The following is a 22,723-nucleotide window of genomic DNA, read 5'->3' on the forward strand; positions in this document are numbered from 1 at the left end:
ATTTCGAGCTGTGTTGACGACTATCTGTCGTTTGCCTTGGCATCGATGTTTCGATCAGGATTCGTGGTCAGCCAATTTCCAGCCGACGTTTCATCCATGGGGTGCTGTTCAATTGCCGGGGCGCTATTCGCGACCGAACTAGTTTGTTTCGCGTTTGTGCGTGGGCTGTAATTACAAGTCGATTCGAAACGGGAATAGACTTCACGCTTGCCAATATGAACGGGTAGCTGATAGGAAAACGTGCACGACTCCGTAGAGCGATTACCCCATTTCGCAACCAGCGTGCCGGAATCGTCCGCACCGCGCATGAACAGGTTGCCGCCTTGTCCGACTACGCTTTTCGAATTGCCTTGCGCATCGGAAATGGTCGCCCCGAATGGAACCGGTGCACCGTTCGGCTGGCGTACCGTGAGCAACGCGGCTCGGCCGGTGGTGGTCGCGAATTTGACCTTCACGACCGAATTCGCCCGTGGCGCAACCTGCTGGCTGGTCGACAGCATTTCGACGTCCAGCGGAATCCCCTTCGGATCGAGATCGATGGTGTTCATCTGGTACGGTGTCAAGTACGGGAGCACCGCGTAGCCGTGTCGGTCGATCCGGACGTCCGAGCCGTTCGTGACGCGTGCACCCACTGCGTCCCTTGCCTCGATGAGCGCGACCGTGTCGCCGAGATCGTTAGCGAGCGTGATGCCGCCGACGTGCCCGACAAGTGCACCCGATACGCCTGCCGAGACGCTCGAATAGCGGCTACCGCCGCTCGCGCTGCCGGATAATGTTGCCAGCGGGCTGCGGTACTGCACATTACCCCCGCCGGACGTTGAGCCGCCGCCAGTGTTGGCATTCACGCCGTACGAGAGCGTATTGGACTGCCCGACGGTGCCGGTTACCGACATCTGTCCGGTTGCGCCGCCGCGACGTTGATCTCGAACGGCCCCGGCGCGACGTTGGTTTCGTACAGTACGGCACCGTTCTGCGATACCGCGACGTGCGCGTTGCTCGTCGCGACGCCCCGAATCACGGGCGCATAGCCGCGACATCGCCGCGCCTGCGAGCAGGGCCGAATGTGCGACATACAGGCGGACGCGCGCGCGGGCCGAGATGAAATAACTGCGGGTCACCAGATCACCTTTCTTTTCTAGAACAGGTGAAAAGTAGTTCCGCTGAGCACGTTTGGATATTGGACGAGTTCGAATTTGTGGAAGGAGCCGAAGGGCGGCACGGCGTACACGTGAGGCGCGAAGGCGCTTCGGTGCCGACTCCTGGATGATTGCAGGCGTGGGGGCGGACCCGGAACCGGGCCGGCCAATTGCGTGGCGCCCGGCGTGAGCGTTTCCGGCCGGGTTCGTGAGGGAATCCTGAACGAGGTGAGATGCAGTGACGACTGCTTGAACGACCATGCCGTCGGCGGGCGGATCGATGGCCGCTGGTCTGCCGAGGATGCGGGAGAAGGGGCGCACCCCCGCGCCCCGGTGACGATCCGGCGCGCGGGACGTGCGCCGGATCGTGGACTTTACTGATACATGATCGAGTACATCACCGAAGTGTTCACCGTGCCCTGGCCCGCGGCGCCGCCCGTCGCGACATACTGGGCGTAGTACGGCAGGTCCGCAGCGCCGTCCTTCAGCGCGACGGCCTTCGAGTTTTCATCGGCCTTGCCGACTCCGATGTTGGTCGTGTCGCCGTTGAGCAGGCCGACTTCGACGTTCTTCGCGGTGCCCGATGCGTTGAGCAGCTGACCGGTCGTCGAGTTGACCGTGGTGCCCGGTTCGAAGTGCGTGTAGACGTTGCCGGTGGCCGGCGAGCAGTTCTTCAGGCCGATCTTGAACGGCGTGCGGCCGGCCGTCGCGCCGCCGCTGGCGAGCGACGTCGTCGACACCTTCGGCAGCGCGACCGTGAAGTCCTTGCCGCCCGTGCCGTTGCCGTCGATCGTGCAGGTTTGCGTACCGATCTTGCCGTTGATGGTGATGGTGCCGTCGGCGGCGTGCGAGACGGCCGGCATCATGGCTGCGGCAGCGACGGTGAGAGCAGCGATGCTGGAGAGTGCGAGTTTCATATCAATTTCCTCGAGTACTGGTTGAAAAAACGCGGACTCCGTCGTCGTGCCGCCTGCTCGCCGGGACTGGCCGTGCGTGCGGCATGTCGAGTTCATCCGATAAGCACCTTCCGATGAAGTCCTGTCGGACTGCTAATCAGAAGATTATTCCGGTCACCGATCGGGCGGTGACCGATGGAGCGCGCCGGCTGCGTGAAACTGGGTTGCGGCCGGCGCACTGCCGAATTGCTTTGATCGAGTGCGACGCGTTCACTGATAGCTCAACGTGAACGTCGCGGCGCCCTTGACCTTCCCGCCGGATACGACGCCGGTCGCGATGTATTGCGCGCTCAGCGGGATACTGCTGACCGACCCTGACGATCCGACGTACCACTGGTTCGGGTTGCCGACCGCGGACGAATCGGGACCGTAGCTGACGGGTTGGCCGTTCCTGAGAATCCGCAGCTTGACGCCCTTCGCCGTGGCGTCCGGCGTGAGCGTGAGTGCATTGCTCATGTTTCCCGGATCGGTCAGGTCCGTCAGCGTCACGTAGAGGTTCGTACCGGCCTTGCAGGACAGGCTGATGGCGAAGTCGCGATCGCCGGCTGTCATGCCGACCGCGTTCAGCTTGCTGGCGGCGACCGGTGGCAGCGGGACGTTCACGTTGTTCGTCAGGACGGTACAGCTGACCGGCGTGAGCGCGATGTTCCCGGTGTCCCACCAATAGGATCTCCAATACCCTTTCAGTTGATTGGTGCTCCTGTTGAATGCTTGTATTTCCGAGTCGTATTGAGTCATGTTGAACAGGACTGCATTAGGATAGTTGTAGATGTTGTCGCTCAGTTTGATCAGCTCTTTCTTGATCCTCAGCACGCCTTGGGTAGCCCCGGTCTGACCGATTGGTGGCCCCCACGGCTGAGTAAGAGCGGTATTCGCCATCATGACTTCACCCGTATCCAGGTTCGTCGTGCGGATGCCAACGTACAAATAGTGAACAGTATTCGAGCCGGTCAACCCGCCGGTGTTGAAGGCCCCCGGTATGTCGGTCGGGTAGTAATACTGCGCGAACCTGAACTCCCATCCGCCGGGATTGGCGTCACACTTGTACGAAATGTCCTGGGTCGCGGTTCCAATTACGGCGCCGTTCGGCAAATTGGGCGGAATGACGAGTTTCCCTCCCTTGACGAATCCGTAGGGCCAGAAGATCCCATTGGGGGGGGTGTCAAACTTGCAGTATTGCGCATGCGCAATGCCGATACCGCATGCCACCGGCATCAACCAGACGATGAGCAGCCGGAGAAGATGAATGGCGAATCTGCGTGGGGTGAACTTCATGAAACCTCACCGTAAAAATTGTGTGTTCGAAGGAGTCGGCCGCATGTGGAACGGCTTACGGCCGGGCCTTGATCGGCGAGTAGTCGCATTTCGCGTCCATCCGCTCGTACGCGGCATGCTTGCTCCGCTCCGTCGGCAAACTGTAGGAGAACGAACAGGCCTGATTGGCGCGGTTGCCCCATTTCGCGGTCAGCACACCCGAGTCATTCAGGCCGCGCGTGAATACCGTGCCGCCCTGGCCCGCCATGCCGATCGAATTGCCTTCCTCGTCGACCACCGCGCTGCCAAACGGAATGGGCGTGCCGTCCGGCTGATGAATCCCGAGCAGCACCGCGCGTCCGCTGACGGTGCCGAACTTGAGCTTCACCACCGAATTCGCGCGCGGTGCGACCTGCTGGCTCGTCGTCAGCATCTCCACGTCGAGCGGAATGCCCTTCGGGTCGAGCTCGATCGTGTTCATCTTGTACGGCGTCAGATACGGCAGCACCGCATAGCCGCGCCGGCCGATCCGAACGTCCGTGCCGTTGGTGACACGGGCACCGACGGCGTTCTTGGCCTCGATGATCGCGACGGTATCGCCGAGATCGTTGGCCAGCGTGACGCCGCCCGCATGACCGACGACGCCGCCCGATACGCCGACGGATACGCTCGAGTAGCCGCTGCCGCCGGCCGCGCTGCCCGAGAGAGTCGCGAACGGGCTGCGATACTGCACGTTGCCGCCGCCCGACGTCGTGCCGCCGCCGGTGGTGGTGTTCAAGCCGTAGGTGAGCGCGCCGGATTCGCCGAGCGTGCCGGCCAGCGACATCTGGCCGGTCGTGCCGCCCCGGTTGTCGTGCGCGATACTCGAGCTCAACGTCGGCGCATACGAGCGCCGGCCGAGCGGGATGGTCACGTTCGCGTAGACCTGGTTGTTCAGGTTGCCGGAATAGCCGTCGCGCTGCCTCGACACCGACAGGTTGTAGCTCACGTTGAGGCCGGCGATCCGCAGGCTGTTGTTGTAGCCGACCTGGAACTGCGTGGTCGTGCCTTGCCGATTCCAGTAGCTGGACGACGAGCCGATCGCGAACAGCGTGCCGCGCCCTTCGCCGAGCGTCTGGTTCAGCGTCAGTTGAACCTGGTTGCGCTGCCGGTACACGTCGCCCGGATTCCGGCCTGCTGCCGCTTGTTCCCGGGCATACATCGCATCGCGCATGCCCCAGTATCCGCGCGACGAGTAGCGGTACGCGGCGACCGCGATGTTGGTGCCGGTCGCTTCGACGGATTTGCTGTAGCTGACGCGCACGCTCTGGCCGCTCGTGGCCGACACGCCCGGGATGCGGGCGCTCGCCTGCGTGACATCGACCGCGAACGCGCCGGCCGGCGTGTTGAACGCGGCACCGACCAGCCCGGCCAGATAGTTTTCCGCGACGATGGCCCCGACATAGCCGGTCAGCAGGTTGCTGATGCCGCGCTGATAGGTGGCCTGCGCAAAATTCGGGTGACGCTCGAGCAGCGACTCGCGCAACTGCCCCACCGCGACGCCGAAACGCGAGAGGCCGGGGCGCAGCGACTGCACGACCGCCGCATACGGCACCGTGAAGCTGTGCTTTCTACCGTCGGCCTCGGTGACCGTGACGAGCAGGTTGCCGCCATAGCCGGTCGGGTACAGGTCGTTGATCTCGAACGGGCCGGGCGCGACGTTGGTTTCGTACAGCAGCGCGCCGTTCTGCGACACCTCGACGTGCGCATTGCTCGTGGCGACGCCGCGGATCATCGGCGCATAGCCGCGCATCGAGTCGGGCAGCATCCGGTCGTCCGTCTCGAGCGTGGCGCCGCGAATGCCGACGCTCTCGAACAGCGTGCCGTCGGTATAGGTCTCGCCGATCTTCAGCTGGCTGCGCCATGCGGGCAGGTCGCGCTGCAGGTAGGTGTTGAGGCTCCGGTAGCGGCTCGGCCCCTGGGATTGCGCGCTGTAGGAGCCGTTGTGGCGGAAATGCCAGTTGCCGATATTGGCGCCCGCGTTCAACCCGAGATAGGCCTGCGTGCTGTCATAGCCGGACGACATGTTCCGGAACACGTTCGCGTCGTACTTGAGCGTCATGCTTGGCACGCCGCTGTCCCACAGTTCCGGACTCACGTAGCCGCGCGGATTGCGCAGCAGCGATGCCTGCGGAATGCTCACGTTCAGCCGCAGCTCGGACATGTCGAATTCAACGGTGGCGCCGGCCACCAGACTGGCGACGTCCGTGCACTCGCCGGCCTGCACGCGCGCGAGCTCGGCGCGCGCTGCATCGGTCAGCGTCTCGCTGTCGAGGCCGAGCCGGCTCACGAGCGTGCGGTCGAAGCACGGCGTCGCGCTGACCGCGCCTGCCGGTGCATCGAAGCGTACCGTCGAGCGGCCCGTCCACGTTTCGTTCACGTAGAGGTCGACCAGATACTCGCCGGCCGGAACCGGGTTGCCTTTCGCGAAGCGATCGAGGTCGAGCCGCTGGCCGCGCGGCTTCATCATCAACGTGTCATTGAACTGAACCTGCGCGACGTCGAAGGGCTCCGCCGGAGCGGCTGACGCGTCGGCGGCGAATGCACCGGCCGTCCAGCCGCCGAGCGCCGCCATGACGAGCAGATAGCCCGGCTTGAGCGCGAAACGCGGAGACTCCAGTGGTTGAATGTGATGATTCGCTCGCATGAATTCAATGTGTTGATGCCGCATCGTCATAACGCGAGCGACGGTCTGCCTGCGCCGGTGCGAGTGCCGCACCGCCGGTCAGCAACGGGTTGAGTCGGAAACGGTCGGGCGGTGTCAGTGCGCCTTTTTCGGCGCGTAACGGCCTTCGATGGCGGCGCCGTAATCGTTGAGGAACGTGTAGTCGACTTCGATCGGCGCGCCGGACGGCGACGGCACATTGCCGACGTCGAATTGTTCGGTGGCACCCGGCTTGACCATGCCGCCCTTGTCGTCGGTCCAGGTCGCGCCGCCGGACTTGACGACCAGCTTGGTGAACGTCACGTGGTAGGGCGTCGGATTCGTCGCTTGCAGTGCATAGCCGCCGCTGGACTTCGGCGCGAAATTCCAGGTGACCTTTTCCGCGGATTCGTCGGCGACGCCTTGCAGTGCCGCAGGGCGGAAGAACAATTTGATGCGCGTGCGGAACGCGAGCTGCAGCATGTTCGGATCATTCGAATCGCCGGCGGCCTGAGGCGGGACGTCGAGCACGTTGAGCCAGTACAGCGTTTCCTTGTCCTGCGCGAGCGGTTCCTGCGTATAGATCAGCCGCAGGCTCTGGCCTTTCTTCGGATCGAGACGGAACAACGGCGGCGTCAGCGTAAACGGTACCTTCGAGTCGTCCGGCAGCGCGTTCGCGTGGCCGTCGTCGACCCATGCCTGGACGAGCGAAGGCCGGTCGCCCTCGTTGGTCAGCTTGACCGTGACCTCGCGCTCCTTTTCCGGATAGATCACGCGCGTTCCGCCGATCACGACGCTTGCATCCGCGGTGCTCAGGCCGGACAGCGACGCGATCAGCGCTGCGGCCCCCACGCTCAAACGCAAGTTCATTGGCATTCCCATCGCTGAGTTCTCCTTGTAGATGGACAGTTCACTGTTGGTCGGACGCGGCCCGTGCAGCGCCACTGCTTCGCGTGCCCGGGCCGCCGGTCGGCAGACCGCGTTACTGGTACGAGACCGAGTACATGACAGACGTATTGACCGTGCCGGCCGTGGACGCGCCGCCGGTCGCGACGTATTGCGCAAAGTAGTTCAGCTCGGCTGCGGCGCCCGTGATATCCACGATCTGCGAGTTCTGCTGCGCTTGCGCCTTGCCCAGCTCGATCTTCGAGCCGTCCTTGTTCAGCAGGCCGACTTCGACGTTCTTCGCGTCACCCGTTGCATTGAAGAGCTGGCCCGTCTGCGCGTTGACCGTCGTGCCCGGCTCGAAGTACACCGACGCCTTGCCCGAATTCGGCGAGCAGTTGGTCAGGTTGATGCGGAACGGCTTGCGGCCGGCCGTCGAGCCCGGCGTAGCGAGGGCGGACGTCGACACGTTGGGCAGCGTGACGGTGAAATCCTTGCCGCCGCCGTCGCCCGAGATGTTGCAGGTCTGGGCGGTGATCTCGCCGGTGATCGTGATCGTGCCGTCGGCTGCCTGAGCCGACGAGGCCGCGGCGAGGAGACCTGCCGTCGCCATCAGAATGGAAAGTGCTTTTTTGGACATTTAAGTACCTGTTAGTAAGGGCCTCGCGTCGAAAGACGACGCACGGACGTTTCCATCGCGCTGTCGCGCATCGCTGCTGCGGGGCGGCAGCAACTGCGGGAAACAGGCGATATTGTTCCGAAGTAAGTCATTCGAAAGAATGGGACGAGGTCTAAGTTGAATGGCTTTCATGTAGGTCTAGTACTAAATTTCTTTTAAGAATCGTCAGAGGCCCGTGGCTCGTACGCCGCACACACGTGCCGAGACGTCGACGTTGCGGGAGCGCCGCAAGGATCGAGAGGTCGTTTGACGGATGAAGCGCGCGTCGACGGCCCGTCCGTTCAGGTGGGTATTTGATGAGGATGACGAATCGATAAGGGCGTGCGAAGGATTCGAACCCTGGATCGAATCAGTCCGTCAGCACCGCAGGTGCGGGACGGGTGAGGTCATGCCGTGTGCCACGGCGAGCGCGGAATCGGCGCTCGCGCATCGATGATGTCGCCACGCGAGTGCGACGCTCGACGGCGCGCACGTCGCCGTCTCATGCGTTACTGCAGAATCAGCCGCAAATGCGCATCGGCCTGCTCGCTCGGCGACTTCTGGAACCCGCCTTTCGCGAACCGATGCCAGCGGCCGATCACGTAGCTGACGAGCAGGCTCGCCCGCGCGGCGGGATCGTAGTCGGCAGGCAGCACGAACGGCGTCGCGCCGTCCTGCGGCGCATTCGCCTCCGTGCGCGCGACCCGAAGGCATTGCTTGACGGTCGCCTCGATCCGGTCGAGCAACTGGTTCACGCGCTCGGTGAGCCGCTCGTCCTCGCCGACCAGCGCCTCGCCGGTCAGCACGCGCGTCATGCCGGGGTTCTTCGCGGCGAAATTGAGCATCGTCAGTGCGATCGTGCGTGCCTGCAGCACGCCGTTCGGCTCCTTCGCGACGATCTGGTTGACGAGCCCGAACAGCGCCTGCTCGATGAACTCGATCAGCCCTTCGTACATCTTCGCCTTGCTGGCGAAATGCCGGTAGAGCGCGGCTTCCGACACGTCGAGCCGCGCCGCGAGCGCGGCGGTCGTGATTTTCTCGGGCTTCGGCGCCTCGAGCATCGCGGCGAGCGTCTGCAGGATCATCACGCGCCGCTCGCCCGGCTTCGGGCGCGGGCGGGACGGCGTGGCCTGGTCTTCCGTTACGGCTTGGTCCTGCGGGTAAGTCGGCTGCATTTCTGTCGCCCCGATCGTGTGCCCAGTCGCAGCGATTTTAACGAACGAATGCGCTGGTCGACATAATGCGGTCGGCCGACGTTCGGCAGATGGCCCGGCAGGTGGCCGGTGATCCATACGGTGCCGATGCCGAGGCGCTTGTAGCGCTTCAGGTGGCTGCGGGTGTCTTCGACGAGGATCGCATCCGTGAGCCGTGCATGCACGGCGCGCAAAGTCCTGCGCAGCATCGCACGATCGGGCTTCGCGCGCCACGTGCGGCGATCACGCATGTGCTCGATCGCGATCACGCGCTCGAACAGCCGCTCGATGCGCAGCTCCCGCAGCACCGCGCGTGCGTAGTTCGCGGGCGCGTTGGTCAGCACGAACTTGCGGCCCGGCAGCGCGGCGATGATGTGCGCGAGACCACGCTCTGCGCGCACCATTGCAGGCAAGTCGGAAAACGTGTGGACCACGCGCAGGAAGTCGTGCGGATCGATCGGGTGATGGCGCGTGAGGCCGAGCAGCGCGGCGCCGTAGCGCTCGGTATAGCCGTTGCGCAGGCGATCGGCTTCGGCGCGCTCGACCTGCAGCGCGTCGATGATGTATTGCGTCATCGCACGGTTGATCTCGGGAAAGATCGCGTGCGATGCGTGGTGCAGCGTGTTATCGAGATCGAACAGCCAGACGGGCGCGCCGGCACGCGGCCGGCTGCGCGAAATGCGCCGGCGTCGCAACGACGCCGGCAGGTCGGGGCTGGCAGGCGGGCGGCGCGCGCTCAATGCGAGCGGATCATCGTGCCGAACGGCTGCTCGGTCAGGATTTCCAGCAGCACCGAGTGCTCGATCCGGCCGTCGACGATGTGCACCGACTTCACGCCGCTCTTCGCCGCGTCGAGCGCCGACGAGATCTTCGGCAGCATGCCGCCCGAGATCGTGCCGTCTTCGAACAGCGCGTCGATCTCGCGTGCGGAGAGATCGGTCAGCAGGTTGCCGTCCTTGTCCATCACGCCGGGGATGTTGGTCATCATCAGCAGCTTCTCGGCGTTGAGCACCGTGGCGAGCTTGCCGGCGACGAGGTCGGCATTGATGTTGTACGACAGGCCATCCTCGCCGAAACCGATCGGCGAGATCACCGGGATGAACGCGTCGTCCTGCAGCGCCTTCACGACCGCCGGGTTGATCGCCTCGACTTCGCCGACCTGGCCGATGTCGATGTACTGGCCCGGGTTGTCGCGGTCCGGCATCAGCAGCTTGCGTGCGTGGATCAGGCCGCCGTCCTTGCCCGTCAGGCCCACCGCGTGGCCGCCGAAGTGGTTGATCAGCATCACGATGTCCTGCTGCACTTCGCCGCCGAGCACCCATTCGACGACTTCCATCGTCTCTTCGTCGGTGACGCGCATGCCCTGGATGAAGGTGCCGGCCTTGCCGATCTTCTTCAGTGCGTGATCGATCTGCGGACCGCCGCCGTGGACGATCACCGGATTGATGCCGACCAGTTTCAGCAGGATCACGTCGCGCGCGAAGCCTTGCTTGAGCCGCTCTTCCGTCATCGCGTTGCCGCCGTATTTGATGACCACGGTCTTGCCGTGGTAACGGCGGATGTACGGCAGCGCCTCGGCGAGGATTTCTGCCTTCAGCGTGGGGGCGATCTGCGAGAGGTCGATGGGCTCGGACATGGCGGCGGCTCTGGCTGGGAACGGTTGAAACAGGCCGAATTGTACAGGAGTGGCGCAGCGCAGCATCGGGTTTTTGGGCCGGCCGGAACACCGGCGGCGCGAGGCGGGTACAGCGCGCGGCGGCCCGCCGGCTATGGCGCGGCGCGATTCGGGCGGCGCCGCGCGGGCGGTGCCGGCGGGCTGGCCAACGTGCGTTTCCGATGGCGTTCGGTCAGGCGACCGGCGTGCAAAATCCAGCCGCCGCGCTATGCTTGTCGCGTGGGGCGATGTCCCGCCCGCTTCCGCGATTGCGCCATGACCGATTCCGCCGCCGACGCCCGTTCCGCCCCGCGCCGTGCGCGCTGCCCGCACTGCGGGCGCGGCTTCGACTGCGGCGCGCATACGCAGCCGTTCGACTGCTGGTGCGCGGCGATGCCGGTGCCGCCCGGCGGCACGCCGCCCGCGGCCGGCGCGCGGTGCCGATGCCCCGAGTGCCTGGCCGACGAGATCGCACAGCGCATGGCCGGCGCGGCCGGTTGACGGCGCCGCGCCGCGCCCGTTCGTGCGCATCGATCCGGCCCCGCTAGAGGCGCCGGGCGCTAAACGGGTAAACTGCCCGGATGCAACGAATCACCACCACCGGGCGCGTCAACCTCAGTCACCTGTTCTGGCTGCGCAATCTTGCGATCATCGGCCAGCTCGTGACGATCGGCGTCGTGCAGACCTATTTTGGCGTGCATCTGCCGTTGCCGGCGATGCTGATGGTCATCGCGCTCGAAATCGTTTTCAACGCGTTGACCTGGGTGCGCGTGCTGCGCGCGCGGCCCGAGACCAATTTCGAGTTGCTCGGCCAGCTGTGGGTCGACCTCGGTGCGCTGTCCGCGCTGCTGTTCCTGTCGGGCGGCACGACCAATCCGTTCGTGTCGCTGTACCTGCCGTCGCTCGCGATCGCGGCGGCCGTGCTGCCGTGGCACCTGATGATCTGGCTCGCGGCGTTCGCGGTCGCGTGCTACGCGGCGCTCGGCTTCGACTCGGTGCCGCTCAACATGGACAATCCCGCGAACCTGTTCGATTACTACCGTACCGGCATGTGGGCGAACTTCATGGTCAGCGTCGGGCTGATCGCGTGGTTCGTCGCGCGCATGTCGAACGCGCTGCGCCAGCGCGACGCGGCGCTCGGCGAGGCGCAGCAGCATCTGCTGCGCGACGAGCGGGCCGTCGCGCTCGGCGTGCAGGCCGCCACCGTCGCGCATGAAATGGGCACGCCGCTGTCGACGATCGCGATGCTCGCCGAGGAGTTGCGCGACGCGGCGCGCGCCGATCCGGGGCTCGCACGCTACGAGGCCGACCTGAAGGTGCTCGAGGAACAGATGTCGCTGTGCACGTCGGCGCTCGCGCGCCTGCGCAGCCGCGCGAGCGCGCCGGCGAGCCGCCAGCCGGTGGACGACTGGCTCGACACGTTCGTCGAGCACTGGCGTCTGCGGCATCCGCACGTGCAGTTCGAACTGCTCGGCGCGCGCCCGGCGGGCGTCGCGCTCGACGATACGGTCGCGGCCGGCCAGATCCTGACGATCCTGCTCGACAACGCCGCGCGCGCGAGCCCGCAGCGCGTGACGCTCGCTGCGAAGGTCGCGCATGGCGGCACGGCCGACGAAATCGAATTCGAGGTATGCGACGACGGGCCCGGTATTCCGGCCGCGCTGCGCGAATCGCTCGGCGCGATGCCGGTCGACAGTACGCAGGGCGGGCACGGCGTCGGCCTGTATCTGGCGTTTAGCGCGGCCGCGCGGCTCGGCGGCGAGATCGAACTGTCCGATGTCGTGCCGCGCGCGGCGGGCGGCAACGGGCGGGCCGGCGGTGCGGCGAATGGCCACGCGGCGGCCGCATCGGGACAACGCGCGGGCTCGCGCACGGGCGCACATGCAGCCGACCGGCCAGCCGGCACGCCGGACGGCCGCCCGGCTGGCGCGCCGGCCGGGCGCGGCACGCGGGCCGTGCTGCGCCTGCCGGTCGTGCGCGTCGCGCTGCCGGCGGCCTCAACCAACACGTAGACGGAGAAACCACATGAGTGAGAACAATTTCCTGGTGATCGACGACAACGAGGTGTTCGCGGGCACGCTCGCGCGCGGCCTCGAGCGCCGCGGTTACGCTGTCCAGCAGGCGCATGACAAGGAGGCGGCGCTGCGGCTCGCCGCGGGCGGCAAGTTCCAGTTCATCACCGTCGACCTGCATCTCGGCGAGGATTCGGGACTGAGCCTGATCGCGCCGTTGTGCGACCTGCAGCCCGACGCGCGCATTCTCGTGCTGACCGGCTATGCGAGCATCGCGACCGCCGTGCAGGCCGTGAAGGAAGGTGCCGACAACTACCTCGCGAAGCCGGCGAACGTCGAGTCGATCCTGGCCGCGCTGCAGACCAACGCGACCGAAGTGCAGGCCGACGAAGCGCTGGAGAACCCGGTCGTGCTGTCGGTGGACCGGCTTGAATGGGAGCACATCCAGCGCGTGCTGGCCGAGAACAACAACAACATTTCGGCGACCGCGCGTGCGCTGAACATGCACCGCCGCACGCTGCAGCGCAAGCTCGCGAAGAAGCCGGTGCGCCAGTAAGCGGCGCACCAACGAAAACGGGCGGCCCGCCAGGCCGCCCGTTTCGCATTCGCCGCCGCGCGCGTTACAGCACGTAGCGCGACAGGTCTTCGTCCTGCGACACTTCGCCGAGTGCGCGGTCGACATACTTCGCGTCGATCGTCACGCGCTCGCCGGCGTGGTTGCCCGCCGAGAACGACACTTCCTCGAGCAGTTTCTCGATCACCGTGTACAGCCGGCGCGCGCCGATGTTCTCGGTTTTCTCGTTGACCGCGAACGCGATCTCGGCGAGGCGCCGGATACCGTCGTCGGCGAATTCGAGCTGTACGTCTTCGGTCGCGAGCAGCGCCTGGTACTGCTTGACGAGGCTCGCGTCGGTCGCGACGAGGATCGCTTCGAAGTCGTTCACCGACAGCGAATCGAGTTCGACGCGGATCGGGAAGCGGCCCTGCAGTTCCGGAATCAGGTCGCTCGGCTTCGCGAGGTGGAACGCGCCGCTCGCGATGAACAGGATGTGATCGGTCTTCACCATCCCGTACTTCGTGTTGACCGTCGTGCCTTCGACGAGCGGCAGCAGGTCGCGCTGCACGCCCTGGCGCGACACTTCGCCGCCGCTGCCTTCGTTGTTGCGCGACGTGATCTTGTCGATCTCGTCGAGGAACACGATGCCGTTCTGCTCGACGTTCTGCACGGCCTTCGTCTTCACTTCCTCTTCGTTCAGCATCTTCGCCGCTTCTTCGTCGGTCAGCAGCTTCAGCGCTTCCTTGATTTTCACCTTGCGGCGCTGCTTCTTGCCGCTGCCGAGGTTCGAGAACATCGAGCGGATCTGCTCGGTCATCTCTTCCATCCCGGGCGGCGCCATGATGTCCATGCCGACCGACGGCTGCTCGAGGTCGAGCTCGACTTCCTTGTCGTCGAGCTGGCCTTCGCGCAGGCGCTTGCGGAACGTCTGACGGGTTGCGTTGTTGTCGTCGTTCGCGTGCTCGGCATTGCCGCCGAAGCCGACCGCGCGCGGTTGCGGCAGCAGGATGTCGAGGATGCGGTCTTCAGCCTGGTCGGTCGCCTTGCTGCGCACCTTGCGCATTTCGGATTCGCGCGTCTGCTTGACCGAGATCTCGATCAGGTCGCGCACGATGCTGTCGACATCGCGGCCGACGTAGCCGACTTCGGTGAACTTGGTCGCTTCGATCTTGATGAACGGCGCGTCGGCGAGCTTCGCGAGGCGGCGCGCGATTTCGGTCTTGCCGACGCCCGTCGGCCCGATCATCAGAATGTTCTTCGGCGTGATTTCCTGGCGCAGCGGCTCGGCGACCTGCTGGCGGCGCCAGCGGTTGCGCAGCGCGACGGCGACGGCCTTCTTCGCCTTCGCCTGGCCGATGATGTGCTTGTCGAGTTCCGAGACGATCTCGGCAGGGGTCATGGTGCTCATGGGGCTGTCCTTACTCGATCGTTTCGATGATGCGGTTGTGGTTCGTGTAGATGCACATGTCGCCGGCGATCCCGAGCGACTTCTCGACGATCTCGCGCGGCGACAGCTCGGTGTTCTCGACGAGCGCGCGGGCCGCGGCCTGCGCGTACGCACCGCCCGAGCCAATCGCGCAGATCCCGCCTTCCGGGTCGAGCACGTCGCCATTGCCGGTGATCACGAGCGTGGTGGTCGCATCGGCCGTGATCAGCATCGCCTCGAGGCGGCGCAGCATCCGGTCGGTGCGCCAGTCCTTCGCGAGCTCGACGGCCGCGCGGGTCAGGTTGCCTTGGTGCTTCTCGAGCTTCGCCTCGAAGCGGTCGAGCAGCGAGAACGCATCGGCGGTGCCGCCCGCGAATCCGACCAGTACCTGGTTGTTGTAGATCCGCCGCACTTTCCGCGCGCCACCCTTCATGACGATGTTGCCGAGGGTTACCTGGCCGTCGCCGCCGAGCGCGACCTTGTCGCCGCGCCGGACCGAAACGATGGTCGTGCCGTGAAATTGCTCCATCTGCGTTCCTTGAGAAAAACGGGGAAGAGTCGGGCGGCGCGATGCGCCGCCGCGTGAATCCGCAGTGCGCCGGGGAGCGGCCCGGCGCGCGTCCGTTTCATTTTAGGGCGGGCGCCGGGATATCAAGAGGGGAAGGCAAATCGGCCGGCGGCCGGGAATCGGTGCCGGAAAAACAAAAAGCGCGCGGCAGGCCGCGCGCTTTCGGGAAGCAGCGTGTTTGAGCGGAATGCCGCCCGATCAGTCGCCGAACAGCTTCTGGCGCAGCTCGCGGCGCTCCTGCGCCTCGAGCGACAGCGTGGCGGTCGGACGCGCGAGCAGGCGCGGAATGCCGATCGGCTCGCCGGTTTCCTCACACCAGCCGTAATCGCCGGAATCGATGCGGGCGAGCGACTGCTGAACCTTCTTGAGGAGCTTGCGTTCGCGGTCGCGCGTACGCAGCTCGAGCGCGTGCTCTTCCTCGATCGTCGCGCGGTCGGCGGGATCGGGGACGATCACCGTCTCGCGCAGGTTCTCGGTCGTCTGGCCTGCATTCTTGAGGATGTCCGCCTGCAACTGTTCGAGCCGATTTTTGAAGAAGGCGAGCTGATCCTCATTCATGTAATCCTTGTCGCTCATCTTCAGGATTTCGGCTTCGGTCAAGAGTTTCTTCGTCATCTGCTTGCTTCTTCAATGTGCGGCAAATCGAGAGATATTGCCTGCACTTTGGGATTACCCGCAACCGCGTTTGCATTCATTTGCGATTTGCCGCCGCGGGGCCGAAAGCCTCTGGAAACCGGTTCTCAAATACCAGGATAGGCCTGGCGCGGAGTTGTGCGCGCTGCGAACCGGTGTGCTGCGCGGCACATCGCATCGGCCGCGGCCGGGAGGCGGATGGGCGATCCGGCGCGGTTGCGATGCCCGGAAAACTGGTTCAGCAAGAACCGGGCCTGTTTGTTGCCGTACTCCAGCGGGCACGTATTGTAACTGAATCGCAAGCGGGCGCCGTATCGGGTCGATCCCCGTCGGCTGCGCCAATATCTAGAAAATATAACGCGCAAATCGCGAAAAAGCGATGACGGCGAAACCCTGCCCGAAAAAGGCGCCGCGCGGCGGCCGCCACCGCCCGGGCTGGCGGCCGGGCGGCGGGGCGCGGCGGGCGCCCGCGCGGGTCAGGCGAGGCAGGCGTCGAGGCCGTCGGTGATCAGGTCCTGCGGCAGGTCGACGCCGATGAACACCATCTTGTTGGTCTTCTTCTCGACCGGCAGCCACTTCGCCGCGAGGTCGCTGCCCATCATCTGGTGCACGCCCTGGAACACGACCTTGCGGTCGACGCCCTTCATGTACAGCACGCCCTTGTAGCGCAGCATCCGCTCGCCGTAGATCTGCAGGATGCCGCCGAGGAAGTCTTCCAGCTTGTTCGGGTCGAACGGGCGGTCGTTGCGGTACACGAACGACTTGATCTTGTCGTCGTGGTGCGCGTGGTGGTGGTGATGATGGTGGCCATGGTCGTGATCGTGCGCGCATTGACCGTGATCGTGGTCGCAATTCGCGTGATCGTGATCATGGCCGTGATCGTGGTGAGCGTGCGCGTGATCGTCCTCGGCGAGGAAATCGGGATCGATCTCGAGCTTCGCGTTCAGGTTGAAGCCGCGCAGGTCGAAGATTTCCTTGATGTCCGCTTCGCCGAAATTCACGACCTTGATCGCGGCCTTCGGGTTCATGTGCATCAGGCGGTGCTTGAGGCCCGCGACAGTCTGGTCGTCGACGAGGTCCGACTTCGTGATGAACAGGCGGTCGGCGAAACCGACCTGGCGCTGCACCACCTCGTGTTCGTCTAGCTGTGCGTTCGCGTGCTTCGCGTCGACCAGCGTGATGACCGCGTCGAGCAGGAAATCGTCGGCGATTTCGCTGTCGATGAAGAACGTCTGGGCGACGGGGCCCGGGTTCGCGAGGCCGGTCGTCTCGATCACGATGCGGTCGAAATCGAGCTTGCCTTCGCGCTTCTTCGCGGCGAGATCGCCGAGCGTGCGCGCGAGGTCGCCGCGGATCGTGCAGCAGATGCAGCCGTTGCTCATCTGGATGATCTGCTCGTTCGAATCCTGGATGAGGATTTCGTTGTCGATGTTCTCTTCGCCGAACTCGTTCTCGATCACGGCGATCTTCATGCCGTGCTGTTCGTTCAGGATGCGCTTGAGCAGCGTCGTCTTGCCGCTGCCGAGGAAGCCGGTGAGGATGGTGACGGGAGTGGCCATGTCAATCGCCTGTTGTTCGTGAATCGGGGTCAAAACCAGGATGTGCGTCGCGCCCTCGCGCTGCGAGCCGGGGCGCACAACCAACAATTGAAACATACCTGTCAAGTTCCCGCCCGTCGTCCGGACGACAGGCGGCAACGCAGCGCCGCCAATGGGACGGGCGCGGTTGTCCGCGCTAGATCGGGGCGATCAGACGATTTGCAACAGCAGGCCCTTCAGATATTCGCCTTCCGGGAACGCGGCGAGCAGCGGATGATCGACGCCCGCACCGAGCCGTTTCAGGATGCGCGCGTCGACCTTCGCGTCGGCGGCCGCGCCCGCGACGATCTTCTGGAACAGGTCCATGTCGATCGCGCCCGAGCACGAGTACGTGAACAGCAGGCCGCCCGGACGCAGCAGCTTGAAGCCGCTCAGGTTGATGTCCTTGTACGCGCGCGCCGCGCGATCGACGCTGTCGCGCGTCGGCGCGAACTTCGGCGGATCGAGCACGATCAGGTCGAAACGCTCGCCTTCGTCGACGAGGCGGCGCAGCGTCTTGAACGCATCGGCGTCGAGCCAGGTCGCGTGTTCGGCGTCGAAGCCGTTGGCGACGACGTTCTGCTGCGCGAGCGCGAGCGCATCGCCCGACGAATCGATCGATACGACGCGTTTCGCGCCGCCCTTGAGCGCCGCGAGCGAGAAGCCGCCCGTGTAGCAGAAGCAGTTCAGCACGTCGCGGTCGGCCGCGTACTGCGCGACGAGCGCGCGGTTGTCGCGCTGGTCGACGTAGAAGCCCGTCTTGTGGCCGTTCGGCACGTCGACGTGATAGCGCACGCCGTTTTCATTCGCGATCAGCGTGGCGGGCGGCGCGTCGCCGGCCAGTACGCCGGTCGTCTGTTCCAGCCCTTCCTTGTCGCGGATCGACACGTCCGAGCGCTCGTACACGTTCGGGCAGCCGGTCGCGCCGGTGAGCGCCGCGACGATCGCGTCCTTCCACGCTTCGACGCCCGCGGCCATGAACTGGCAGACGAGCTGGCCGCGCGGCGCGGCGCCGGCTTCGGCGGTATCCGCGACGTAGTAGTCGACGACCAGCCCCGGCAGCCCGTCGGCTTCGCCGAACACGAGCCGCACCGCGCCCGTGCCCGACACCATCGTCGTGCGGTGCGCGACCGCGCGCTGCACGCGGCGCTTGAAGAACGCGTGATCGATCGGCTCGTGCTCGTCGAAGCTCCACACCCGCACGCGGATCTGCGACTGCGGGCTGTACGCGCCGCGCGCGAGGAAGCGGCCGTCGTGCGCGCGCACGAGCACGGTCGCGCCGGGCGCGGGTTTGCCGTCGACGCGGTCGATCGCATTGGCGTAGATCCACGGATGGCGGCGCAGCAGCGATTTTTCCTTGGACGGCTTGAGGGTGACGGTTTGCATGATGAGATCGAAATGGGCCGCGCGCGACGCCGGCCGGTGCCGGCCGCCGCGCGCGGCGGGTAACACGGGGCGCGCGTCAGTCGCGCTTCTTCGCGCGCGGATGCGCGCTGTCGTAAATCTTCGCGAGATGCTGGAAGTCGAGCGACGTATAGATCTGCGTCGCCGCGACGCTCGCGTGTCCGAGCAGTTCCTGCACCGCGCGCAGGTCGCCGCTCGACTGCAGCACGTGCGTCGCGAACGAGTGGCGCAGCACGTGCGGGTGGACGTTGGCGGGAATGCCGGCGGCGAGCGCCGCGCGCTTCACGCGCTCGCGCACGACGCCCGGCGACATCCGGTTGCCGCGCACCGACACGAACAGCGGATGCGGATCGTGCTTCACGAATTCGTCGCGCACCGCGAGCCACGCGTTCAGCGCGTCGATCGCCTTGCGGCCGACCGGCACCTTGCGCTCCTTGTTGCCCTTGCCGCGCACGGTGACCTCGGCTTCGGCGAGGTCGAGCCAGCCGGCCGAGCGGTAGCCGTCGGCCTGCGTGTACCGGACGTCGAGCCCGACCAGCTCGGCGAGGCGCAGCCCCGACGAATAGAACAGCTCGAGGATCGCGTGATCGCGGATGCCTTCGGTCGTGTCGGGCAGCGGCGTATCCATGAGCGTGACCGCATCGTCGACCGACAGCGCCTTGGGCAGCGATTTCTCGCGTTTGGGCGCGCGGACCCCGGCGACGGGGTTCGCGGGCATCTCGACGCGCTGCGCGAACCAGCGATAGAACGCACGCCATGCGGAAAGCCGGTGCGAGATCGAGCGCGCGGACAACCCGGCCGCGTGCCCGCGCACGACCGCGCCGCGCATGTCGGCGGCGGTCAATGCGTCGAGCGGCCGGCCGGCCGCGAGCTTCTTCAGTTCGTCGAGTTCGTGCGTGTACGCGCGCAGCGTATGTTCCGACAACTGCCTGACATGCTTCAGGTTCGACAGGTAGGCGGCGATCGGATCGTCGGTCATCGCGTGCGGCGGATCAGTGCGGCAGCAGGCGCGTGAGCGCGGCGCTCGCGAGCGTCGCGATCTGCGCGAGGAAGTCGGTCGCCATCCCGTCGTGGAAGCGGCGCGGATCGGGCGAGCCGAGCACGAGCAGGCCGAACGCGGGCGCGTCGTTGCCGGCGAGCGGCGCGCGCAGCGCGAGCAGCGCGACCGATGCGGCCGCACCGTCGCCGGCCGGCGCGGCTTCGGCGCCTTCCGCCGCGCTCGCGGCCGGGGCGGCGAGCGCGGGGGCGAGCCACTGGGCGGCCTCGAAGCCCGTGTTCGCGCCGCAGTACGGCGTCGACAGGCCGTTCGTGAACAGGCGCACTTCCTCGCCGACCTGGCGGGCGAAATCGGCTTGCGCGTAGGTGTCGGCGACGTCCCACACGCGCAGCGCCGTCTGCGGCACGTCGAACACGTCGGCGATGCCGTCGGCGATCGTGCGCGGCAGCGCGTACGGATCGCGTTCCGCGATCACGCGCGCGGTCCAGCGGCTGAACTTCGCGGACAGGCTGTCGTTCTCGTGGCCGTAGCGCACGAGTTCGGCGAGCCGGCGCTCGAGATGCTTGTTCTTGTCGCGCAGCATCTCCATCTGCCGCTCCTGCAGCGAGATCGCGGCCTTGCCGTGCGGGTTCGCGAGACGGATCGTCGCGAGCAGCTCGGCGTGCTGCGCGAAGAATTCGGGATTGGCGAGCAGGTAGTCGGCGACTTCGCGATCGTTCATGTGGCTGGCGCGTTCAGTTATCAAGGACGTTGCAGGGTCAGGCGTTCAGGTCGATCTCGCCTTCGAACACGGTCGTGGCGGGGCCGGCCATCATCAGCGCGGCGGCTTCGTCGCGCGCGCCGTCCCAGCCGATCGTCAGCGTGCCGCCGTGGGTGTGCACGGTCACGGGCGAATCGAGCAGGCCGCGCCGGATGCCGGCCGCGACCGCCGCGCATGCGCCGGTGCCGCACGCGAGCGTCTCGCCCGCGCCGCGTTCGTACACGCGCAGCTTCACCTCGTGGCGCGACACGATCTGCATGAAGCCGGCGTTCACGCGCTGCGGGAAGCGCGCATGGCGCTCGATCAGCGGGCCTTCTTCCAGCACCGGATACGCCTCGACATCGTCGACGACCTGCACCGCGTGCGGGTTGCCCATCGACACCGTCGAGATCCAGCGCGTCGCGCCGCCGACGTCGAGCGGCCACAGCGTGTCGTTGCCTTCCTTGCGGCCGTCGAGGCCCGTCGCGCCTGGACCGGCCGTATCGAACGGCACCTGTGCCGGCGCGAACACGGGCGCGCCCATGTCGACGACGACTTCGCCGTTGTCCTGCAGCGTCAGCGTAATCAGGCCCTTCATGACCTGCACGCGCACGCTGCGCTTGTCGGTCAGGCCGCGGTCGCTGACGAACTTCACGAAACAGCGCGCGCCGTTGCCGCAGTGTTCGACCTCGCCGCCGTCGCAATTGAAGATCCGGTACTTGAAATCCGCGCCGTCGACGGTCGGCTTCTCGACCAGCAGCAACTGGTCGGCGCCGATGCCGAAGTGGCGGTTGGCGAGCGCGCGCACCTGCGCGTCGGTGAGCGGCGGCAGCGCGCGCGAGTAACCGTCGAGCACGACGAAGTCGTTGCCCGCGCCGTGCATCTTGGTGAACGAGAGTTTCACTGGGTCCGGAATTCCATGGCGAACAAGGCGGTCGGCACGACACGGACGGCCGCCGGCCATGCCGGGCGGCCTCGTTCGTCGTGCTGATCTCAACCGCAAATGATACATGCAGCCGACGGGGGCGTCCCGCGCGGGCGGGGCCGCGCGTCTGTCGTGCAGATGGGAAGGGGCGCTATTTGCCGATCGGCCGACTGGACATGGCGTTGCGGCTCGAGGCGTGGCTCGGCGAGGAAAACGGGGGAAAGGCCGATCTGTGGCTCGCGCAGCAGTCGGCCTACGATCTCGGGCAGGCGCGCGCGAAGGGTGCGCCGAAGGTGGCGAGGGCGCAGGCGCGCGCATGACGGCGCACCCGCGAACGTCGCGGCAGGGTCAGTACAGGCTCGGCTCGCCGGGCGGGCGCGTCTTGAAGCGCTTGTGCACCCAGTAGTACTGCTCGGGCATCAGCGGAATCTGTTCCTCGAGGAATGCGTTCATCCGCCGCGCGTCGAGATCGTCGTCGCCGGTCGGGTAGTGATCCCACGGCTTGAATACCTTCAGACGGTAGCCCTTGTAGTTCGGCAGCACCTCGCCGATGAACGGCACGACCTGCGCGCGGCCCGTCTTCGCGAGCCGGCCGACGGCCGTCAGCGTGCAGGCCGGCACGCCGAAGAACGGGACGAACGTCGAGTTGCGCAGCCCGTAGTCCATGTCCGCGCCGAGCATCACCGGCTTGCGGTCGCGCAGCCAGCGCAGCACGACGCGCGCGCTGTCCGCGCGGCCGACCATCTCGGCGTCGAAGCGCCCGCGCGCCTTCTTCGCCTCTTCCTCGAGCACCGCGTTCGAGAACGGCTGGTAAAGCGATCCGCAGCGGCGGTGCAGCGACCGGTTCAGCCAGATCGAACCGGCCTCGATGCCGACGAAGTGCAGGCCGAGGAACAGCGTCGGCGGCAGGTCGGGATCGTCGAGATCGACCGCGCTGTCGACCTGGATCAGCTTCGCGAGCTTCTTCTCCGAGCCGAACCACTGGACGCTGCGCTCGACGTAGCTGCGGATCGCATGACGGAAATGCTGGCCGGCCACTTCCTCGCGCCGTTCGTCGCTCCAGTCGGGGAAGCAGAGTTTCAGATTCGTATGTACGATGCGCTTTCGCCGGCTGGGGATCTGATACAGCAGCCAGCCGAGGCCATCGCCGAACCGTGCGGTCAGACCGTACGGCAGCAGGGCGAGCAGCTTCAGCAAGCCGATGGCGAGGTGCGTGCCGAGGCGGCCTAGCATGCGGAATCTCCGTGGGGCCGGCTGGCCGGCACGTTGCGAACAGGGTGGTAAGACAGCGGAAGATGCAGCACGGGCGGCGCTCTGTGACAATTCAGGAAAGCCGCTATAATACGGGCTTCGCCGAGTTAACTGACAACTTGCGGGGCGAAGCCGGCTGGCGCGACACACGCTGCCCGGTCCTGGTAATCCGCTAAAGCGTCGCCGCTTCAGGCCCAACGAAGCTGGCTACGTGAA

Annotated in this window: 21 protein-coding genes and 1 pseudogene; 4 read left to right on the plus strand and 18 right to left on the minus strand. The window is 66.1% G+C overall.

What is annotated here, in order from left to right; genetic code table 11:
• Positions 1-20: 20 nt before the first annotated feature.
• From J8I33_RS17770 to argB, 9 genes are all read right to left on the minus strand, one after another.
• Complete coding sequence (locus tag J8I33_RS17770) at positions 21-1,118, minus strand: fimbria/pilus outer membrane usher protein (RefSeq protein WP_348522281.1); 1,098 nt, start codon at positions 1,116-1,118, stop codon at positions 21-23.
• A gap of 392 nt (positions 1,119-1,510) precedes the next feature.
• Positions 1,511-2,053 carry a fimbrial protein gene (locus tag J8I33_RS17775; protein ID WP_209927550.1) on the minus strand — a complete coding sequence of 181 codons (543 nt, stop codon included), beginning with the start codon at positions 2,051-2,053 and terminating at the stop codon, positions 1,511-1,513.
• A 249-nt stretch (positions 2,054-2,302) separates the two neighbouring features.
• Complete coding sequence (locus J8I33_RS17780) at positions 2,303-3,367, minus strand: fimbrial protein (protein WP_209927548.1); 1,065 nt, start codon at positions 3,365-3,367, stop codon at positions 2,303-2,305.
• A gap of 55 nt (positions 3,368-3,422) precedes the next feature.
• Positions 3,423-6,032, minus strand: coding sequence for a fimbria/pilus outer membrane usher protein (locus J8I33_RS17785; RefSeq protein WP_209927546.1), 2,610 nt, complete (start codon positions 6,030-6,032; stop codon positions 3,423-3,425).
• Between the two features lie 114 nt (positions 6,033-6,146).
• On the minus strand, positions 6,147-6,899 hold the full coding sequence (locus J8I33_RS17790) for a fimbria/pilus periplasmic chaperone (protein WP_245172176.1): 753 nt from the start codon (positions 6,897-6,899) through the stop codon (positions 6,147-6,149).
• Between the two features lie 112 nt (positions 6,900-7,011).
• Positions 7,012-7,554 carry a fimbrial protein gene (locus J8I33_RS17795; RefSeq protein ID WP_209927542.1) on the minus strand — a complete coding sequence of 181 codons (543 nt, stop codon included), beginning with the start codon at positions 7,552-7,554 and terminating at the stop codon, positions 7,012-7,014.
• Between the two features lie 527 nt (positions 7,555-8,081).
• Entirely contained in the window at positions 8,082-8,747 is a 666-nt protein-coding gene (gene slmA, locus J8I33_RS17800) for a nucleoid occlusion factor SlmA (RefSeq protein WP_209938423.1), read from the minus strand.
• On the minus strand, positions 8,714-9,505 hold the full coding sequence (locus tag J8I33_RS17805; RefSeq protein WP_209927536.1) for a pyrimidine 5'-nucleotidase: 792 nt from the start codon (positions 9,503-9,505) through the stop codon (positions 8,714-8,716). Before J8I33_RS17805 ends, slmA begins: the two co-directional genes overlap by 34 nt.
• A complete protein-coding gene (gene argB, locus J8I33_RS17810; RefSeq protein ID WP_006490510.1) occupies positions 9,502-10,401 on the minus strand; it encodes an acetylglutamate kinase in 900 nt (299 codons plus the stop codon). Before argB ends, J8I33_RS17805 begins: the two co-directional genes overlap by 4 nt.
• Before the next feature lie 294 nt (positions 10,402-10,695).
• On the opposite strand from argB, the gene J8I33_RS17815 reads away from it, so the two are divergent.
• The 3 genes from J8I33_RS17815 (at position 10,696) to J8I33_RS17825 (ending at position 12,987) form a co-directional block, all read left to right on the plus strand.
• A complete protein-coding gene (locus J8I33_RS17815) occupies positions 10,696-10,920 on the plus strand; it encodes a cysteine-rich CWC family protein (protein ID WP_011546466.1) in 225 nt (74 codons plus the stop codon).
• Between the two features lie 80 nt (positions 10,921-11,000).
• Entirely contained in the window at positions 11,001-12,431 is a 1,431-nt protein-coding gene (locus J8I33_RS17820; protein ID WP_209938424.1) for an ATP-binding protein, read from the plus strand.
• Positions 12,432-12,444: 13 nt separating this feature from the next.
• Positions 12,445-12,987 (plus strand): response regulator transcription factor, encoded by a 543-nt coding sequence (locus J8I33_RS17825; protein WP_021156278.1) that lies wholly within the window; start codon positions 12,445-12,447, stop codon positions 12,985-12,987.
• Positions 12,988-13,051: 64 nt separating this feature from the next.
• Here the strand turns inward: J8I33_RS17825 and hslU are convergent, their stop codons facing one another.
• The 8 genes from hslU to dapF form a co-directional block, all read right to left on the minus strand.
• Positions 13,052-14,395: an ATP-dependent protease ATPase subunit HslU gene (gene hslU / locus J8I33_RS17830; protein ID WP_124556249.1), complete on the minus strand. Its 1,344-nt coding sequence runs from the start codon at positions 14,393-14,395 to the stop codon at positions 13,052-13,054.
• A gap of 10 nt (positions 14,396-14,405) precedes the next feature.
• Positions 14,406-14,942, minus strand: coding sequence for an ATP-dependent protease subunit HslV (hslV, locus tag J8I33_RS17835; protein ID WP_006477497.1), 537 nt, complete (start codon positions 14,940-14,942; stop codon positions 14,406-14,408).
• Between the two features lie 237 nt (positions 14,943-15,179).
• Positions 15,180-15,596, minus strand: coding sequence for an RNA polymerase-binding protein DksA (gene dksA, locus J8I33_RS17840; protein WP_006477498.1), 417 nt, complete (start codon positions 15,594-15,596; stop codon positions 15,180-15,182).
• 494 nt (positions 15,597-16,090) lie between these two features.
• A complete protein-coding gene (locus J8I33_RS17845) occupies positions 16,091-17,173 on the minus strand; it encodes a GTP-binding protein (RefSeq protein ID WP_176016704.1) in 1,083 nt (360 codons plus the stop codon).
• Positions 17,174-17,362: 189 nt separating this feature from the next.
• Positions 17,363-18,577, minus strand: coding sequence for a class I SAM-dependent rRNA methyltransferase (locus J8I33_RS17850; RefSeq protein ID WP_209938426.1), 1,215 nt, complete (start codon positions 18,575-18,577; stop codon positions 17,363-17,365).
• A 76-nt stretch (positions 18,578-18,653) separates the two neighbouring features.
• Positions 18,654-19,574, minus strand: coding sequence for a tyrosine recombinase XerC (gene xerC / locus J8I33_RS17855; protein WP_089488909.1), 921 nt, complete (start codon positions 19,572-19,574; stop codon positions 18,654-18,656).
• 13 nt (positions 19,575-19,587) lie between these two features.
• Positions 19,588-20,313 carry a DUF484 family protein gene (locus J8I33_RS17860; protein WP_124593521.1) on the minus strand — a complete coding sequence of 242 codons (726 nt, stop codon included), beginning with the start codon at positions 20,311-20,313 and terminating at the stop codon, positions 19,588-19,590.
• 37 nt (positions 20,314-20,350) lie between these two features.
• Positions 20,351-21,295 carry a diaminopimelate epimerase gene (gene dapF / locus J8I33_RS17865; RefSeq protein WP_080334404.1) on the minus strand — a complete coding sequence of 315 codons (945 nt, stop codon included), beginning with the start codon at positions 21,293-21,295 and terminating at the stop codon, positions 20,351-20,353.
• 134 nt (positions 21,296-21,429) lie between these two features.
• On the opposite strand from dapF, the pseudogene J8I33_RS17870 reads away from it, so the two are divergent.
• A pseudogene (locus J8I33_RS17870) lies at positions 21,430-21,576 on the plus strand (addiction module antidote protein, HigA family); the annotation flags it as partial.
• Between the two features lie 28 nt (positions 21,577-21,604).
• On the opposite strand, the gene lpxL reads toward J8I33_RS17870, so the two are convergent.
• Complete coding sequence (gene lpxL, locus J8I33_RS17875) at positions 21,605-22,489, minus strand: lauroyl acyltransferase LpxL (protein ID WP_089488908.1); 885 nt, start codon at positions 22,487-22,489, stop codon at positions 21,605-21,607.
• Between the last annotated feature and the right edge of the window lie 234 nt (positions 22,490-22,723).

The sequence above is a fragment of the Burkholderia sp. AcTa6-5 genome, assembly GCF_017815075.1.
Taxonomy (GTDB): Bacteria; Pseudomonadota; Gammaproteobacteria; order Burkholderiales; family Burkholderiaceae; genus Burkholderia; species Burkholderia sola.